Source organism: Shewanella livingstonensis (genome assembly GCF_003855395.1).
In the GTDB taxonomy this organism is placed as follows: Bacteria; Pseudomonadota; Gammaproteobacteria; order Enterobacterales; family Shewanellaceae; genus Shewanella; species Shewanella livingstonensis.
Window position 1 is genome coordinate 1,215,611 of sequence record NZ_CP034015.1, and the last position, 18,114, is coordinate 1,233,724.

The window sequence follows — 18,114 nt, forward strand, 5'->3', positions numbered from 1 at the left end:
GTCATATGCAATTAACATACATTGAAAATATCATACTGTATTTTAAATACAGACACTTAGATTTGCACTTAGATTTGCACTCAGCTTAACACTGATGCTTAGCGTCTATGATCAGTGTCTTTTCCCTGGCAAACGGTATCTTTCGGTGCGACTCACATTTATGATCGCCGCTATTGAGCATCTGGCTGGTATTGCCTACAATAGCGCACGTTTTATTAACTACAGCACACGACAATGAACGACACTACTGCTAAACCCGCTTTACCTGATCGTCTTAGCGTTAATCCACGTAGCCCACATCATGTGGCTGCAATTTTCGAACACGAGATTGGCATTTTGTTTAATGGCAAAGAGCGTGCAGATGTTGAAGAATATTGCATCAGTGAAGGTTGGGTAAAAGTTGCCTCGCATAAAGCATTAGATCGTCGTGGCCAACCGCTTACGATGACAGTAAAAGGCAAAGTTGAAGCGTTCTACAAGTAGAACTGAGTAAGCTGACTCTTAGCGTCAAAAAAACAAAGGCTAGCCGTCAGCGCTGGCCTTTATGCTTTGGTGAGAGTTTAGATAAATAATTAACGATAATTTACTTATCAAGCATTACTCATTAAGTTTCGTCTCATGGCAGCGCATGTGATGTTTTATTGCAGTTAAAAAATCCATAATAATATTGAAAACAATATATAAAAATTGATTAGACTAATTATTCGCAATGCTACAATCTACCTTGTAAACTTGTTATTAATCGATCACGAAGCCTGAAAATGTCAAAATGAAATATGCGACGATACTGATAACGAATAAAACAAAATGACTTATTATACAGATAAGCATGACTGCTCCAGTACCTGTTACATCGCCTGCTAGTTTTGCTTGTCCTATCGATATAGATGTTAGGAATGCAACTATTATACTCACGAGTAACTGAGACCAAAAATTACCTGTAAAAAAAGGGAGTATGTAGCATAATGCCGGTCCTAAGATGTATGCTACCTCATTATCTTTAGATGAAGAAAAGACAATACTTAGAAAAAAAATTAATATATAACTTCCTATTATTTCAGTTAATTCCATTTATTTATGATCCTATTTAGTCTGGTCTTGTATTAAAATTGATACTACATCGGAATTCAGAAGTATTAGGTAGTTCAAGTTCAACTATTTATGTTAATTCATGTGTTTAAGTGAGCACATATTATTAGTCCCAATCTGGTATGAGTTTACTTGCATTGCCATGTATTAAGTTTATTGAGTATGAATTCATCAATTTTTTGATGTAAAAGTATATTTTCATCTTTAATAGTATAAGTTCCAACTGTATCTCCGATGTTGAATTGATGTGTACATCGATAACTCGGATCTGTTTCGCCGTGACCATCTAACATACAATCCCCCCAATATAGGTAATCGCTTCCAGCCTTATCATATGCTACCCAATGATATGGGCTTTGATCTTCAAATTTGATGTTTTCCATATCAGAATGCCTTAAATCTTCAATATTCAAAACATGTTTAATAATTTTATTGTTAGAAAGATTAACTTGAATATGGTGGTAGATATTACCTGTGGAATGGCTAGGTGATGTTACTTTAAAAGCAGAAATATGTTTGTGTAGCTCTTTACCTTCAAAAAAAATTGAAGGTCCATAACCTGTATTTTTATCAAAGTTTGAATCGTTACTTGATGCGGTAGATAGTGACGCTGGCGTTAAATATGCCTTCGGTAAACAGTATTTATCCCATTTTATTGTACTGGTATTAGGGCTGCATGCCGCGATTAATAATAGTGGCGTTAATATGATTAATTGTTTCATTGGTTAGCTCCTTTATATCCAACAGCAGAATCACAGTCATGGCAGTAAAGTTCACCATACAATGTAAATTCTGCTTCATCAGGAATATTGTTAAGCCAAGTACCGCCATAAAAATGGTTAGGGATATTGAACAATTTAAATGCGATGTGATGGTAGTCAGCCATTTGCTTAAGGCTGAGCAAACCTTTTACTTTGCCAATATTGTCATTGTCATAGTCATGTGTAACGAAGGATATATGTTGGTTTGCCACTTCAATACCGACGTCTTTAATTTTCGCTCTCATTTATAAAATGTACCCCGAAAGCCGCCACGTTCAAGTCCGGTTGCTAAATTAACTACAGTCGAACGAGCCATAAACTCCCAGTAAGCAAACCCTTTGTTATTCCAAAAATGAGTATCGCCGCTTTGAATAACATGTTTTAATTTTGTGGTATCGGTTACCCATAGAGCATATCCAATCCGAGCTACAGGAGCTTTTTTACTTAGTCGACTTCTCCAGAAAGCTTCTAAGTTACCATTAAGCACATTTGTTCGTTCTTGAGCGGTAATCGCTAAATGTCATATTTAATTCCTTTTAATTTATTCTATTTGAATCATTCTCATACTATAACTGATATTGACTTAACTGAATAATTATTAGCCATATCTATATGAAATATATTGTTTTATTTTTTAATCCTATTATAAATGATTAGTCTGTAGTAACCAGAATAGCTAGTTTGAGGGTAAAATTTGTCTACTTCTTATTTCATCATCTCATCTGTAAACAAACTCTGCCAAGCGTCACTCTGTTTAAACACAACATGATTTTCATTCATGTTTAATCACTGTAGAATCCGCGCCGTGTTTTACCATTCTTAGAATTTGCGTATTTATGATGATTGATCTGGCGTTACTCCCCGTTTATTTGACCACTGTGGTGGCATTACTGTTAATTCCTGGCCCTGATATGTTGTTGATTGCGAGTTCGAGTTTGAGCTATGGCCGCAAAGTGGGCGTGTATGCCAGTTTTGGCAATGCGACTTCGGGGCTTATTTTAACCTTACTTGCGGCAATGGGCGTGTCAGCGCTGGTGGCGATGAATCCAATGGCATTAGAGTTATTACGGATTTTAGGCGGCGCATATTTGCTAAAAATGGGCTGGGATTGCATGCGTAGCAGTGCCAGTGAGGCGCCTGAGATTGCCCAACAGAATAACTTAGCTAAATTACTCTATCGCCGTGCAGTAATGAGCAATTTACTCAATCCTAAAGCATTACTGTTTTTTGTGTTGTTTTTGCCCCAGTTTGTATCGACTCAGCTCAGTGCCAGTTCTGGCGAGCAGATGTTGGCTTTAGGCCTACTGCTTAATGTTATGGGGTTAGCATTTAATCTATTGCTGGTGGCGTTAGTGGGCAGTTTAGGCAAACCATTGCTTAATAATGAAAAGTTTCGTACCTATCAAAACAAGTTTATGGGCGTAATATTTTTTGCTTTAGCGATTTGGTTACTTGTATCGCAGGTTTAAAGTATTGCTTAACCTGTACAATTAAAAGTCGCTAGTAAATAAAAAACCACGGTCATTAGCCGTGGTTTTTTTGATCTTACTGCAGGCACATTCACATCAATGATGTATTTGGCGGGTTGCGATTTATGGCTACGATTCCGTTTTCGCGAGTTTAATCGCCGCGATTTCTTTTTCAACCGCAGCAACCACAGCATGAGGGCTACTCAGATATTGTGAATGATCGATAAAAATAGCGTTATCATTAACGGTCATGACTAAAACGGGGAAGCCGGTAGTACCAATCACTTGTTGAATCTCTTCTATGCCTTCCAGTACGTATTCTGCGTCCATACTGAGCTCATCTTTAAACACTTTATTCGATGGTGACAGCTTAAATTTTTCTACGATGTCATTAAAGTCGTGCTTATTGCTAAGTGGGTTGCCTTCAATGAAATGAGCTCTTTGTAGCGCATTGAGCACATCTAATTGCTTGTCAGCTTGTTTGCCCTGCAACCAGGCCATAAAGTTTGCGGTTTTGATTGAGCTTTTAGGACTGTTTACGTAACGAATATGATCGCGGCCAAATTTTAGTCCACTCATTCTTGCCGCCGCTTCCATTTGCTCTTCGCCAGCACTGTCTTTGCCAATGTAATGTGCGCTATGCAGTAAATGTACATTCATTTCAGGATAGGCTTGCTGCAATGCATTCACCAAGGGTGTAGTGGCATAGCTCCAAGGACAATGTGAGTCGTAGATAAAATAAAGCTCAGTGGTCATTACGTTAATTCTTGTTTGCGATCAGATATGCTGATCCTAAATAGTTTATTGGTATTATTCAATCATTGAAATATTTATATCTGCAGCTAGCTCTCGCCGCTGGGTGCTGCATATTAGTAAGAGTAAGAGTAAACCTTTGAACGTAGATATTTGGCTATGTTCCATAATACTGTTGTCTACCGTAAGCGGACAACAGTATTTGCCGTTTATTTAGCTTTGCGCTGCTTTCCTTAAACCAAGCGAGATAATTCGATAAATATTTTGTAGCTACTCCCTTCATACTTCCGTTTACCCAGGCTTTAAAATTCGCTATTGCACCATTGACAGTCTGAATGTGATAAATATTATCCATCACTCTGATTGTCCCATTTATCAATCGCTTATGGTCACAGTGCTTTAGTTTGGCTATCTTCACATATGCCCATGCACCATCGCTGCAAAGCACTGAATTTTCTTCAATGTTTTCAGTAAGATTAATGGATATTTCTGAAGACGTATCAGCAGATAAAATTGGCGCTATCATGTGTTTACTGCGGTCAATGGAAAGAAGCACCGCAACTTGGCCTTCTTTAGTGCGTTTATCAATATCACCACCGCGCTTTCTGGCTTTTTGACCTGAACCGAGTGTTTTATTACCTTTTTCAGAATAGGCAAGAAAGAATTCATCAACCTCGATAATGCCCGATAGTTTGTCATCATTTTTCCCTGCCTGAGCCTGAAGAAATCGATGTCGCCATAAAAAGGCTGTTTTAAGATTAATACCACAGACTCTAGCCGCCTGCCTCAGCGTTAACCGCAACGCCATACAGTGGGCATACTCGACCCAAATGCAGCTCTTATGCAGCCTAGCTAGCGGGGTATTAGTCTTGTTGTTAAACGTTTTACTGCAGCTATTGCAGCGATATCGTTGTACTCCACCTGCTTTCCCCCACTTTTTGAACTGGCTTGAATCGCAGTGTGGACACTGCGATTTTGAATCAAAAAGTGGTTGGAACAGCTCATCTATAGGGATTTCGGTATCTAATGCTTGAATTGACTGGTGAACTACCTCTCTCTGAGCTGGAGTCATAGAGATAAGTGCTTTTGTTATCCGGTTAAGTTTACTCACAAATAATTTTGCTTTCATTTCCTTTACCCTCAATCAGTTAGCTTCACTCATTAAGTATAGACAACATTTACCTACAACAGCGCCAGATATTTAGGCTTAGTAAAATGGACACTTAGAATGTGTCATATAGGTATTGAGTAGTAGATACAGTAATGAATGGGAAAGGTGCTTTGGCTGGGAGATGTGTTGTTTGCGGTTTACCGTGATTATTTACAGGCTCTACTTATGACTTACACATTTATAGCACTCAATAAATAGCACTCAATAAGTAGTACTCCATAAAAACCATAGCGGTGCAGCAGTTATGGCTTTATTGTGGTTTCCGCTACATTGATTTTGGTCATTGTAATTTGATACTAAGAACCATTAAATAACATTGGCTTACATTAGGTTTTTGTAATTAATATCCGCGGAGGCTTTTAAGCAATAGATGTTTTCTCAATCGGCGCGCGCATTCTATCCCACCATTCATTGTCGGCAACTATTTGGCCCTGTTCATCAATAACAGGATAGGGGATATGCTTGCGGCAACAGGCTTTAGCATAGACAGGATGACCTTGTTCAAACAACATCGTTTGGCAGTAAGCGTGATCCAGTTTGCGGGTGCCATACATATTAGCTAGTTCGCGTTGGCGCTGTGCTTCATACATCACTAATGCTGCTGCTACAGACACATTGAGTGATTGCACCATGCCACGCATGGGAATAATAATATGTTGGTCTGCTGCGGCAATGGCTTCTGCGCTGACGCCATCACGTTCATTGCCCATTACTATGACAGTAGGCTGGGTATAATCAATCTCGCGAAAATCCACAGCAGTATCTGAAAACGTGGTGGTTAACACCTGCATTTTTTGTGCTTTAAAAACCTGATTAGCTTCTTCAAAGGTGTAATGTTTAACGGTATTAACCCATTGTTGGCTGCCAGAAGCAGTATTACCCGATACTCGCATATCAATATCTGGCCATACGGCATGAATCTCATGAATACCCACACAGTCAGCAGAGCGAAGAACCGCAGCAATATTATTGGTCATATGCACTTTATCAAGGCAGACCGTTAAGTCGACTTGTCGATTATCGAGCATCTGATTTATTCGGGCAAAACGTTCTGGGCTCATGGAGTAACTCTATTTAATTTGATTCTATATTTAACATTTGCTTTCAACACAAAGGCGCTCAATACATCCGCTAAAAGAGTCATATTGACAGCAAGGTGACTATTTCGGCTGGCATTATAGCGTTAAAATGCTAACCCTAAAACGCCATTGATCCCAGCAACAGAATTATCAGCATATTAATGCAGCCAGTAATCACAAAATTGCTTTTTTAATGTATGGTGGTAAGTGAAACATAAATAACTGTTTTATTAGTATATTTAAGCTAACTGATTACAATTAAGGACATGTTTACAGCAGGCCATGACAGAAGATATTACCATTCAACTTCCTGCGCTTATTCATCGAATAGGCAGGGATAAAGCCAATCAAGCCAAAGTGATTGCATTGCAATATCACTGCGAGCTTAAGCGTGTGCGCCGTTCTCGACATTGGGGTATTACAGGCAAGGCCATGAGTATTCAGTCGTTTATTGAGCGATTGAAAACTGCAAACGATGATGGCTTGGGTTATCTTATTCAAAAGATTGCCACTGCATTACTGGGTCATGCCGACAAATTAGAGCCTTTAGAGGCAAAGCTTTACCGTTTAATTAATGACAACCCCTGTATTACCTTGGGAGAGTTGATCCAACAGACTGAATGCACTATGGCTGAGGCTCGAGTTGCACGCTTTAAAGCTGACTTATAGCGCTAAGCTGATTGTTACGAGTTTATTAGCATCGGTAGTTACCTTGAACGTGCAGGTATGGCAACTTGGATCATTGATGCATGCTCAGTTTTTTTGTTACCTCATGCCGAACATGAGTTGTCGGCTTTTGATAATATTCACTTTTAATAACATTCACTTTTAATAATATTCAATGGATGAGTGTATTAATATCATTAACTGGTTATCACATGTATCGTTGTGAAATGCGTTTAGGAATTAGTTTAGAAATTAATAGTGCAAATGTACTGAGACTTTTACTACCAGCAAAGCTCCTTTGGGTTCGTTAGGTCATGCTTTACATTTGGTTGAGCACAAACTAGAGGGATTACCTCGCAAGCATGATGTTAAAGTGCTGTAATCAAATAATAATTTATGATTTACACATCAGTCTGCCGTAGTCGTGTTCTTGCTGTGGATTACTTTTTATGGTGTTAAATGGGTATTGCTCGTTAAACTTGATGTACAGATTCTGCATATCGTTAATCATATTAACGATCATGCCCACAATAAATTTTGCGATTTAACGAATTAAGCCTTTACAATATCCGTAACTAAGGTATTATACAGCCTGCTCTGACATTCAGAGTTATTAATGAACATCAAGTAAAAGAAAAGCCTTAGAATCTCTTCGTTATCGTTGTTATCCTCTGTGTTTCCCTTAGCTTCATCGTGACATTCAATAATTCAAGCTCGAGCGCATCGCATTTTCGCGACAGATTGATTAAATTTAATTATATAAGGGACACAAAAATGTCTAATAAAACAACTGGTTTAGTAAAATGGTTTAACGAAGATAAAGGTTTTGGCTTTATTACTCCTGACAATGGCGGCGCTGATGTGTTCGTTCATTTCCGTTCAATCACTTCAGAAGGTTTCAAGACTTTAGCTGAAGGCCAAAAAGTATCTTTCGATGTTGAGCAAGGCCAAAAAGGCCCGCAAGCTGCTAACGTAGCTGCAATCTAAACATTGTAAGATTGCGCAAACGGTTTAACGACTGTTTGCGCTTTTTTTTGCCTGTAATTTGATGATTTATCGTATTTTCACTCGCTGCGATACTTAACATTGGCTATACACTTCAAATATCTCCTTTTTATCTGCTCCTTAGCTATTTATTGCTATTGCTAATAACATGGCCAACTAACTCAACATGAGTCACTCCCCTTCAATCAGCGTACTTCACACTTGTCATCTCTAATGATTCTAAAATCCCACGGTTATTTTGATCTAAATCAACGCTTACCATCGTTAATCAACTCATTATATTAGCTGAACATAATGCTAGTGATGCCGAGGTCATAATGTCAGATAACACACTCATCTTGATTTTAAAAATCTGTATCTCGATAGGGATTAGCTTAATTTTATTAGGCATTTATTGTCATAATTTTAGCGAAACGATTGCAACGATGGGGGTTAATGGAATCATTATTAGTGCTATGTGTGTGGCTTTTGGCATGGCATTGTCGCTACCAACAAAAATGTACCTGACTTTTATACTGGTTAAGCGTGAAGTAGAAAAAACCGCATGACTTCATTTTAGTCGGCTCATATAAGTTGACTGTAAATGTTTACACTGCCTATATTTCATTTCAAATATCAATTTTTATCTCCCTGCTTTTACTTGATCGAAATAATTTTTAATGATGAAAATTTCTTCTACCACCTTTTATCTTGACCAATTTATTTTTGCAAAAAACCGAAATTATTAAACGTAAAAATTTTATTGAGTGGCTTAGTTGCAATTTAATACTTAAGAATGACAGTTTTTTATGGTTGATTTTAATCGGTTTTCTGTGAAGTTCATCACTGTGAGACGTTTAATTTGTTACATAAATAGTGATACTGGTCTGTTTCGACATAATGATGAGAGATTTGTCGTTATAAAAATATATCATATTGATTTTAAAGATATTTATATTATAATAAACCAACTGCTTTATGGTACCAATATCACTTTTTTGGTTAAATATGTGTGACTTTTGTTAGTTTTTAATGGTTTTTGGGATGACATTCGTTTTTGGATCCGTTATTACTGTCTATACAAATAGGAAATAACATTTAAGGAAAAATAATGCCTTCATGGTTTAGTAATGTTCAGCTTGGTTTTGATATGGCGACAAGCTTAACAATCGTTGGTGCTGCGGTTACTTGGATTATTCGGGAAAAGAAGCAAGCTGAAGCCGAAAAAGTGCGTGGCATTAATCAACAAGTTCGATCTACTAGTCTGAAAAAAGTACAAGATGTGCTTTTTGAGATGGAAGATAAATTTTCTGTGCTGATCAATGAAACACAGACTTATGAAAATATGATCGATAATCGTGTTCGCAAAATAAATGATCAACTCGATTTTTCTCGGTTGAATTTAGCCATAAAACGAGATGATCAATTCCTGATGAAAGCGATTGATCGCCTTCAAGCGATTCGCGAAGAATTAGGTCAGTTTTATGAATTGATTCAGGTTAGACGTTATAGTTTGATACCTTTGCTTGATGCTATTGAAGAAGGTGATAAGTATATTGGTGTATTCCAACAAAACATCGACGAGGTCGGTGATGCTTATAACCAAGTGACATCAGGAAATGTATCTTTGTTAAAAGAGCTGGAAGCCGTTATTTCATTGCTCAATAAACAGTTTGGTGATGAGCTTATTGACGTGTCTGATGAAGTCAAAAAAGAGATTTTTCAAAAGATATCGACAGATGAAAACTTTATGCAACCAATACAATCAATCATCTATGATGAAGATTATTTCTATTGGGTACAACGTTTTGTTCCCGCTGGAAAAGAAGAAGATTATTTAGAGAAGGTTGTTAGACCAAGTAAAATTGAAGATAAAGAGCTTTGCTCAGAAGTGATGATTCATTTTATTTTAGCCTTAATTGGTAAAAATCATGAGCTAATTTCTCAAGTACTAAGAACCGCTTCAGACTCGGTGATGAAAGCTCGAATCGAGTGTAAAGATATTTTGATTTCACTGAGTGCGATTTCACATAAATTGGTTATGGATAATAATGGCGAAACACTGGAAAAAGTGATCGCTAAGTATGAGTCTGAAGAGTACTTTGGACGAAACGTAACTATTCGCTAAAAATAGTTGATTTAATCTTCATTTATTAAGTTTTAGTTATAGATATTTAAAATAGGGTAAGGTGGTTATAACATATAACCACCTTGTTTACTTTAACTCTAGTGTGATAAAAACTCTACAGCACCAATATCAATTATCTTTGAACCATTGTTATCACCATCAATGGGCCTTGTAATACCAAATATATCGATATCAAGATTAGATTGCATTCCTGCATCAATAACTGGAGAGTTACTTAATGGATAACCTAAATTATCTAACACTGGGTTAACATAAATCGTCCCTATTTCAACTTCTTTGTTAAGTAGGTCTACAAATGGTGTAGTTACTTCATTAATTATGTTGTTGTGTATTGAAATTTTTGTATGCTCACTAAATTCAAGAGATGTGATCGAGTATGATATGTTATCAATTAACTTTCTTGACTCTGAAAATATATTGTTTTCTAAGTGGATATTAAAGTAAGGTTCCGAAGAGGTATTATGAAATAATCTAATTACTCTATCAATGCCAAGGATAGTGTTGTTTGACATGATTAGTTCAGCATCTGAATCTATATTGATAAAATCACAGCCAGATGATAAATCAGGATGTAATAGTAAGTTGCCTAAGTAAATATTGTTTGTTATTTTTGTTATAGTTGTTTTTTCGGGATTAGATGAGTTTATGTATGGGCAATGATAATTCCCTTGAAATGAACTAACTTCATAATTAGTATTAAGTGCAGAGCCTATTAATATATTTCGTTCAAATATCAATTCACCTGAGTTGGATATGTTAACTGATGGTAAATTAAAATCAATTGCATCAAATCGATTAAATTCTATTTTAGCAGAGCTTTCATCTATTGATAATAAATGATTTGCTATAGTAAAGTCATTTATTGAGCTTCCTTTACCTAATGTGATGCTAGGTTTTGTAAATCCACTTTCATCATCTTCAAACATGTAATATAAATAACTTTCTTTATTGTCTCCAACTAAATATATTGTTTTACTGTCTAGTGATATTCTCCCCAAGTATATCCCTTTCGATATATGTAGTGTAGATTTGTTTTCTGCAAAATTAATTTTTGATTGAATGACATTAGCAGATTTTCCAACTATTATAGGGTAAGTCATTTTCCCTAAAGAACTATTACCAGTGGTATCACTTTTTGCTGTAAACTCCATTCTACCTTGCCCTTGACTAAGGGCTTTTACTTTTATTTTTACTTTATGATTGTAATTGTTATTAGTAAATATAAGTTTATTTGTAACAAGGCACTCATACCATGATTTTAAACTGTCGTTGTAGCATTGTGCACTTTTTATGTTAATAAACTCAGGTGGGAGCATCTCAACTGTGAAGCCTTCAATAGGATCAATGTTTCCTTCTTTATTTTTGAGTTGTTTGAAAACAAAATTTAATTCGCTCTCTGTTTCTTCTAAAATCATTAAATAATCGTTTTTGTTCAAGTTTTGAATGTTGTACTTAGCATCTATCTGATCCCTATAAACTTGAGTTGTTGCATTATTATTCGAATGATTTGTATCATGCCCCCCTTGAGCATATTCGATATGAGCATCAAGTCTGCTTTCTATTTTTCCAGAAAAAGATTTGTCAGCAGTCAAATAGATCTTATGAGGTTTTGTTTGTCCTGGCAATAAATTGGGGAATTGACAAAATAGAGTTTGAAGGTCATCTGATTTACGACATGGGTTAGTATTATATCTACTGTCTGGATTAAACTTAATTGGCGGCGTTACTTTGCAGGGCGAGATCGTGAACGTTTTTCAATCAATTTAACATAAGGTTTGACGTTAACATCTCGCTATGATCTTATACTCCCTTTTTTTGGGAGCACACCATGCATATTGACCACTTCAAAGAGAATTTCCAAACAATAACAGACCAGCGTCAAGGGGCTAAAGTGACCTATTGCCTTTTTGAGGTACTGTTTGGTTCGCTATGTGCCGTTATCGCAGGCGCTAAAGGCTGGTTTGATATTCGCGAATACATTCTTGGGCATCATGATTGGTTTAAAAACAACAAACTATTCGTGAACGGCATTCCCGCTGATGACACGATTGCTCGTATCATATCAACCATTGAACCTGAGCAGTTTCACCAATGTTTTATCAATTGGATGTCTTCGATACACACCCTTACTGAAGGCCAAGTTATTGCTATTGATGGAAAAACGCTTCGAGGGTCATACAATCGTGAAGATAGAGCCAGTACCATACACATGATTAGTGCCTACGCTTCCTCAAACAAATTAGTGCTTGGTCAGCTTAAAACAGAACAAAAAAGCAATGAGATAACCGCCATTCCTGAGTTGATAAAGATGTTAGATATCAAAGGGGCGTTAGTGACTATCGATGCGATGGCTTGTCAAACAAAGATAGCCAAAACCATTGTGGACCAAGGGGGTGACTATCTGCTTGCCGTTAAAAGTAACCAGGGAAAGCTACGCGAAGCGATAGTACAAGCCTTCGCTTTCCAGCGAGCTAACAATACGGACAAATCAGTGATTGAACACGGTCACGGACGTACTGAGTGTCGCCAGTGCTATGTTATTGATAGTAAAAACTTACTCGGTGACTTTTCAAAGTGGAAGGGGCTAAAAAATATCGTTATGGTTGAAAGTTGTCGCCTTGAGAAAGGAAAGCCAATCGAGCTTGAGTATCGTTATTACATCAGTTCTAAAGAGTTAAGTGCCGAACAAGCAGCGATAGCCGTTCGAGAACATTGGGGCATCGAATCGATGCACTGGGTGCTTGATGTCAGTATGAGTGAGGATGCATGTCAAATATACAACGCTCATGGGGCGGAAAATCTGTCATGCCTGCGTCATATGAGTTTGAATATGTTACGTGCAGAGCCGACGAAGATAAGCATTGTTGGAAAACAAAAGCGATGCATGATGAATCCATCGATGCTTGAAGCAGTATTAAAGACTGGATTTAGTGGTTCGGTTAAAAATTAAACACTCATGCGGTGGCCCTGCGTTACTTTGTAAGTTATATCTGTTTTAGCCGCCATTGAAGAGTTTTTTGCACTTGTTGCAAACGCTGTTACTATTATATGAGAACCATAGTCTTGAGTTAGATGTTCTAATGTGATACTTAAATCGGCAAGTCTTGGTACTATTTTTGAATCATCAGGGTGCCCATAATGTAAGTACTCTTGAATGTTACTATGTCCATCACCATCTAAGTCTTGAGAAGCATCATTCGGATTTGATGGGTCTAACCCAAACCGTAATTCCCACTGGTTTGTTAATCCATCATTGTCGTCATCTATAAATGATGTGAGCATATCTCTTTTTAAATACTCCTTTAAGAAAAGGTAGTTTTTCTCTTGGTTTTTTTCTTTTAAAGTTATAATGTAATATGTATAACTTGTAATTGAATTGGTTGTTTCTCGTGATTCGCTATAATTTTTAATAGTCATAGTAGCACGGCTATTTTCGTTGCCTGAAAAGGTTAACTCGCCTGACTCTTCAAATGATTGAGTTAAAGGTGTAAGGATAAAGTTTTCAGTTGTATCTATATCCCATGTGCCAATATTTGAGTCAGACACTTTTCCTTTTAGATTAAAAGATAAATTGTTCTCAGGTAAGTTACATGTTGGAGATAATGTATTTCCTCTTTTTGTTTTAAAATCAGTATATAAAATTTGATGTTTTGTTTTTGTATCTGTAAACAATAAATTATAAGTTGATTCTATTGTCTTACAAAATACTTCAGGTTCAACATATTTTGCGGTGCCCTTTAAGATTTTATTACCGAACTCTCCCGTAACAGAGACATTTTCAAATATTATGGTTCTTTCTGTGGGAAAGCCTAATTCGGAATAAGCTGATTCTTTTAAAGTTGCCTGACCATTTATTATCAAGCCGCCTTCAGAACAATTCGTGTATGTAATTTTTTTGCCAACTGAAGGGATTGCTTCAGAAATGTCATAAGTTCCTCCGTTGTCACAACTTAATCCTAATCTATCTCTATGATTTACAAAATTAGGGAGTAATTCTGGTGCTAAAAGTAGTACATAATCATATATGACACCCAATGATGTTTCATCTACCACACCTTCCGCAGTCTTTCCTAAATAGCTTTTATCTACATCTGTAAATTTCGATAAATCAACTGGTTGGGGTGATGTTGTTGGCGCTTCTGTTTTTTTGTCTGAGCCACCGCCGCAAGCAAAAAGACCACATAAAATTAAGGGGAAACATAGATGGCGCATCATATAATAAGAATCCTTTCTTTATAATTGGATATAACCAAAGTTTGAAATGGGTAATGTAATTATTCTATCTGCATAGAACATTAGATCTAGAGTATATTAATAATATGTAAAATCAATGAGCATTTTTTTCGTTATCACCATTTTAGATGCTTGTGTAAGCCTAGATTTTAACTAGCAGAGCATGGTTTATTAGTTCATTTGATACCCTTGCATTTAATTGTATGCTGCACGGTAAACTGTCAGTTTAAACGATTGACTTTCCCTCTTTTTGTTAATAGATTGTTGAGCTAATTTTTGTGCTAGATTAAGGAAAATCGATGCGTTCAACATTACTGCAATTATTGACATTTGTGGTCGTTACCATTACTTCATTTAACTCTTTTGCTGTTACTAATTGGGTTGATTTTGAAGTGATCAATGGTCACATTAATCTTCCTGTTACGATCAATGGCGTTGAAACTCGACAGTGGCTCTCAGGTTAATGCAATCAATATCAGCTTCATTAATAAAAATAAGTTTGAATTCTCTAAGGGAAGCAAGGTTGATATAAAAGGTGTATACGGCACTGAAACTCGGCAACTTTATAACAATGTTAATGTTAAATTATTTGGAGCCGAACTTGAGTTAGACGAGTTGGTTGGCCTACGTTTAGGTCATCACGAGGTGCAGTTATTATTAGGTGCAGGCTTACTCGAAAAATTTATTTTCCAAATTGATTACCCAAACAGTCGTTTGAGATTATTTGAAAGAGACTCAATCGATTTAGCAAAGCTTAAGAATATCGATATGCAAATTGATCGCGGAACTGGGCAACCGATTGTTAAAGTTTCATTAAACGGTGAAAAGAACGCCTGGCTTATTCTTGATACGGGCAATAACAGTGGTTTGTTTTTAAAACGGACTTTGGCTACAGATTCAAATTGGTTAACGCTTTATGGTGCTCAATCAGGTACAGGTTACGGTGTTAATAATATTGCCAGTATCGATAATTTCCGCTTGCCTGAAGTTAAGTTTGGTCCGTTTACAATCGAAAATGTCCAGTCTAGCGTGCCTGAAGATGGCCAAAGTGAGTTTATTTCTGGCCAGGATAGAAGTGGTTTGTCGCGAATTAAAGGTAAAAATATCAAAGGTCTTGTTGGCTACGACATTCTTAAACACTTTGTATTAACCATAGACTACAAGTCTGGTCATATGCATGTAGGGCTTCCTGAAGAGTCATAATTGCCTGTTACTGATGACATTAAGGGTCACGATAAGTGGCCTTTTTTGTTTGTCATTCTGATATCGCCACACTAAACATGTCAGGTTCTGATCAAAGTATTTTATCTCACTAAAATGATGTGTGGATAATTGAGATGTTTCAATATGTAGCCATTATTTAAACAGAATCATTCACAGATCATTTACAATTAAGCGAATTACCATTATTTAGGCAATTAACCCAAGACTATTGAGTCAAAAACACCGATAATTCACTCTAATTTAGACAAGCTGGCCTTTTGGTTGCGCAAGACTGTGGATATATTCAATGGAAATCAAAGTAAATTTTCTCGATAATTTGAGACTCGAAGCTAAGTTTGACGACTTTACTGTCACTGCCGATCAACCGATCCGCTACAAAGGTGATGGTTCTGCTCCTAGCCCTTTTGATTATTTCTTAGCATCTTCAGCACTTTGTGCCGCTTATTTTATTAAGGTGTATTGTAAAGCACGTGATATTTCGACGGAAAATATCAAATTGTCGCAAAACAATATTGTCGACCCTGAAGATCGTTATAACCAAATATTCCAAATTCAGGTTGAGTTACCAGATGATATTTCTGATAAAGATCGTCTAGGTATTTTACGTTCTATTGATCGTTGTACTGTTAAAAAAGTCGTTCAAACAGGCCCTGAATTTAAAGTCGAAACGGTTGCAAAACTAGACGCAGACGCCAATGCCATGTTGATGGGTCAACCCGACGGGGATGTAAGTACTTTTATTTTAGGTAAAGATTTACCGCTTGAGCAAACCATTAAAGAAATGACGGGCTTGTTAGCGGATCTTGGCATGAAGATCGAAATCTCGTCATGGCGAAATATTGTGCCAAACGTGTGGTCATTACATATTCGTGATGCAGCATCACCAATGTGTTTTACTAACGGTAAAGGTGCCACTAAAGAGAGCGCGTTATGTTCTGCTTTAGGCGAGTTTATTGAACGTCTTAATAATAACTTTTTCTATAATGATCAATTTTTTGGTACTGAGATCGCCAATAGTGAATTTGTGCATTACCCAAATGAGAAATGGTTTGCACTAGAAGATGATGATGCTCTGCCTACTGGCATTTTAGATGAATACTGTTTAGATATTTATAATCCAGATGAAGAGTTATGTGGCTCGCATTTAATTGATACTAACTCAGGCAATAAAGATCGTGGCATTTGTACTATTCCCTATACCCGTCAATCAGATGGCGAAACGGTCTATTTCCCGTCTAACTTGATTGAAAATCTATTTTTAAGCAATGGCATGAGTGCGGGTAATAACTTGCAAGAAGCCCATGTGCAGTGTTTATCTGAAATTTTTGAACGTGCAGTTAAACGCCAAATTATCGAACAAGAAATTGTACTACCCGATGTGCCAATGGCCGTTCTAGAGAAATTCCCAAGTATTTTAGCGGGCATTAAAGGACTTGAAGAGCAAGGCTTCCCCATTGTTGTGAAAGACGCTTCATTAGGCGGTCAATTCCCGGTGATGTGTGTCACCTTAATGAACCCTCGTACTGGTGGTGTATTTGCCTCGTTTGGTGCACATCCTAGCTTTGAAGTGGCATTAGAGCGCAGCTTAACCGAGTTATTGCAAGGTCGCAGCTTTGAAGGCTTAAACGATGTGCCAAAGCCTACTTTTAATAGTATGGCAGTGACTGAGCCAGAAAACTTTGTTGAGCACTTTATTGATTCTACTGGGGTTATTTCTTGGCGCTTCTTTAGCAGTAAGTTTGATTATGAATTCTGTGAATGGGACTTTAGCGGTACCAGTGAAGAAGAAGCCAGCGGTTTATTCGGTATTTTAGAGGCCATGGGCAAAGAAGTGTATATTGCCGAGTTTACAGATTTAGGCGCATCTGCGTGTCGTATTTTAGTGCCTGAATATTCAGAAGTGTATCCTGTAGATGACTTGATTTGGGACAATACCAATAAGTCTTTACACTACCGTGAAGATATCTTAAATCTGCATTCATTAAGTACTAAAGCATTAGGTAAGTTAGTTAATCGCTTAGAAGAAAGTCAATTAGATAACCACACTGATATCCGTACATTAATTGGCATTGTGTTTGATGAGAACACCGTTTGGGGCCAGTTAACCATTATCGAATTGAAAATTTTGATTTATCTGGCGTTAGGCTCGCACGAAGACGCGATTGAATTGGTTGGTGAGTTCTTACAGTTTAACGACAATACCGTACAACGAGGTCTGTTTTATCAAGCTGTGAATGCAGTATTGGAAGTGACTTTAGATGAAGACTTAGAACTTGAGCACTTTATTGGTAACTTTAACCGCATGTTCGGTAAAGACGTTATGGACAATGTGGTCGGTTCTGTTAATGGCACAGTACGCTTTTATGGCCTGAGTAAAACCAGCATGAACTTAGAAGGTATTGAGCCTCATTTACGTTTGATTGAAAGCTACAAGAAGCTGCACCAAGCGCGTAAAATCAAAGCAGATTTGTCACGTTTAGACCGATAAATTATTAACATTATAAAAAAAGCGAACCTAACTGGGTTCGCTTTTTAT

At 37.0% G+C, this 18,114-nt stretch carries 18 protein-coding genes; 10 read left to right on the forward strand and 8 right to left on the reverse strand.

Annotated elements, in window-relative coordinates:
* Positions 1 to 234: 234 nt before the first annotated feature.
* Positions 235 to 483 carry a DUF3297 family protein gene (locus EGC82_RS05285; protein ID WP_011638562.1) on the forward strand — a complete coding sequence of 83 codons (249 nt, stop codon included), beginning with the start codon at positions 235 to 237 and terminating at the stop codon, positions 481 to 483.
* A gap of 734 nt (positions 484 to 1,217) precedes the next feature.
* Here the strand turns inward: EGC82_RS05285 and EGC82_RS05290 are convergent.
* Genes EGC82_RS05290 through EGC82_RS21465 form a run of 3 tightly spaced genes read right to left on the reverse strand, consistent with a single transcriptional unit; the run spans position 1,218 to position 2,337 of the window.
* Positions 1,218 to 1,811 (reverse strand): hypothetical protein, encoded by a 594-nt coding sequence (locus EGC82_RS05290; RefSeq protein ID WP_124729830.1) that lies wholly within the window; start codon positions 1,809 to 1,811, stop codon positions 1,218 to 1,220.
* Positions 1,808 to 2,095: a hypothetical protein gene (locus EGC82_RS21460; RefSeq protein WP_244212540.1), complete on the reverse strand. Its 288-nt coding sequence runs from the start codon at positions 2,093 to 2,095 to the stop codon at positions 1,808 to 1,810. Before EGC82_RS21460 ends, EGC82_RS05290 begins: the two co-directional genes overlap by 4 nt.
* On the reverse strand, positions 2,092 to 2,337 hold the full coding sequence (locus EGC82_RS21465; RefSeq protein ID WP_244212541.1) for a hypothetical protein: 246 nt from the start codon (positions 2,335 to 2,337) through the stop codon (positions 2,092 to 2,094). The genes EGC82_RS21460 and EGC82_RS21465 overlap by 4 nt, the downstream gene beginning before the upstream one ends.
* Before the next feature lie 349 nt (positions 2,338 to 2,686).
* Between EGC82_RS21465 and EGC82_RS05300 the strand changes: the two genes are divergently transcribed.
* Positions 2,687 to 3,319: a LysE family translocator gene (locus EGC82_RS05300; protein ID WP_124729831.1), complete on the forward strand. Its 633-nt coding sequence runs from the start codon at positions 2,687 to 2,689 to the stop codon at positions 3,317 to 3,319.
* Positions 3,320 to 3,448: 129 nt separating this feature from the next.
* Here the strand turns inward: EGC82_RS05300 and EGC82_RS05305 are convergent, their stop codons facing one another.
* From EGC82_RS05305 to trmH, 3 genes are all read right to left on the reverse strand, one after another.
* Entirely contained in the window at positions 3,449 to 4,075 is a 627-nt protein-coding gene (locus EGC82_RS05305; RefSeq protein WP_011638560.1) for a protein disulfide-isomerase, read from the reverse strand.
* A gap of 154 nt (positions 4,076 to 4,229) precedes the next feature.
* Entirely contained in the window at positions 4,230 to 5,201 is a 972-nt protein-coding gene (locus EGC82_RS05310; RefSeq protein WP_124729832.1) for an IS1595 family transposase, read from the reverse strand.
* Positions 5,202 to 5,602: 401 nt separating this feature from the next.
* Positions 5,603 to 6,304 (reverse strand): tRNA (guanosine(18)-2'-O)-methyltransferase TrmH, encoded by a 702-nt coding sequence (gene trmH, locus EGC82_RS05315; RefSeq protein WP_124729833.1) that lies wholly within the window; start codon positions 6,302 to 6,304, stop codon positions 5,603 to 5,605.
* Between the two features lie 300 nt (positions 6,305 to 6,604).
* On the opposite strand from trmH, the gene EGC82_RS05320 reads away from it, so the two are divergent.
* From EGC82_RS05320 to EGC82_RS05335, 4 genes are all read left to right on the forward strand, one after another.
* Positions 6,605 to 6,991: a ribosome recycling factor family protein gene (locus EGC82_RS05320; RefSeq protein ID WP_124729834.1), complete on the forward strand. Its 387-nt coding sequence runs from the start codon at positions 6,605 to 6,607 to the stop codon at positions 6,989 to 6,991.
* Positions 6,992 to 7,762: 771 nt separating this feature from the next.
* A complete protein-coding gene (cspE, locus tag EGC82_RS05325; RefSeq protein ID WP_124729835.1) occupies positions 7,763 to 7,975 on the forward strand; it encodes a transcription antiterminator/RNA stability regulator CspE in 213 nt (70 codons plus the stop codon).
* A 335-nt stretch (positions 7,976 to 8,310) separates the two neighbouring features.
* Entirely contained in the window at positions 8,311 to 8,541 is a 231-nt protein-coding gene (locus tag EGC82_RS05330; RefSeq protein WP_059745611.1) for a hypothetical protein, read from the forward strand.
* Positions 8,542 to 9,083: 542 nt separating this feature from the next.
* Positions 9,084 to 10,100, forward strand: coding sequence for a hypothetical protein (locus EGC82_RS05335; protein ID WP_124729836.1), 1,017 nt, complete (start codon positions 9,084 to 9,086; stop codon positions 10,098 to 10,100).
* A gap of 98 nt (positions 10,101 to 10,198) precedes the next feature.
* On the opposite strand, the gene EGC82_RS05340 is transcribed toward EGC82_RS05335, so the two are convergent.
* Positions 10,199 to 11,713 carry a choice-of-anchor Q domain-containing protein gene (locus EGC82_RS05340; RefSeq protein WP_124729837.1) on the reverse strand — a complete coding sequence of 505 codons (1,515 nt, stop codon included), beginning with the start codon at positions 11,711 to 11,713 and terminating at the stop codon, positions 10,199 to 10,201.
* A 236-nt stretch (positions 11,714 to 11,949) separates the two neighbouring features.
* On the opposite strand from EGC82_RS05340, the gene EGC82_RS05345 reads away from it, so the two are divergent.
* Entirely contained in the window at positions 11,950 to 13,071 is a 1,122-nt protein-coding gene (locus EGC82_RS05345) for an ISAs1 family transposase (RefSeq protein ID WP_124729838.1), read from the forward strand.
* Here the strand turns inward: EGC82_RS05345 and EGC82_RS05350 are convergent.
* On the reverse strand, positions 13,068 to 14,336 hold the full coding sequence (locus EGC82_RS05350) for a thrombospondin type 3 repeat-containing protein (protein ID WP_124729839.1): 1,269 nt from the start codon (positions 14,334 to 14,336) through the stop codon (positions 13,068 to 13,070). The two genes, EGC82_RS05345 and EGC82_RS05350, sit on opposite strands and share 4 nt — an antisense overlap.
* 317 nt (positions 14,337 to 14,653) lie before the next feature.
* Between EGC82_RS05350 and EGC82_RS21215 the strand changes: the two genes are divergently transcribed.
* The 3 genes from EGC82_RS21215 to EGC82_RS05360 all read left to right on the forward strand — a co-directional run bounded on the left by EGC82_RS21215 (position 14,654) and on the right by EGC82_RS05360 (position 18,066).
* Complete coding sequence (locus tag EGC82_RS21215; RefSeq protein WP_164839092.1) at positions 14,654 to 14,818, forward strand: hypothetical protein; 165 nt, start codon at positions 14,654 to 14,656, stop codon at positions 14,816 to 14,818.
* Positions 14,784 to 15,557, forward strand: coding sequence for a retropepsin-like aspartic protease (locus EGC82_RS05355; protein ID WP_164839093.1), 774 nt, complete (start codon positions 14,784 to 14,786; stop codon positions 15,555 to 15,557). Before EGC82_RS21215 ends, EGC82_RS05355 begins: the two co-directional genes overlap by 35 nt.
* Positions 15,558 to 15,864: 307 nt before the next feature.
* Positions 15,865 to 18,066 (forward strand): OsmC domain/YcaO domain-containing protein, encoded by a 2,202-nt coding sequence (locus tag EGC82_RS05360; protein ID WP_124729841.1) that lies wholly within the window; start codon positions 15,865 to 15,867, stop codon positions 18,064 to 18,066.
* Positions 18,067 to 18,114 lie beyond the last annotated feature (48 nt).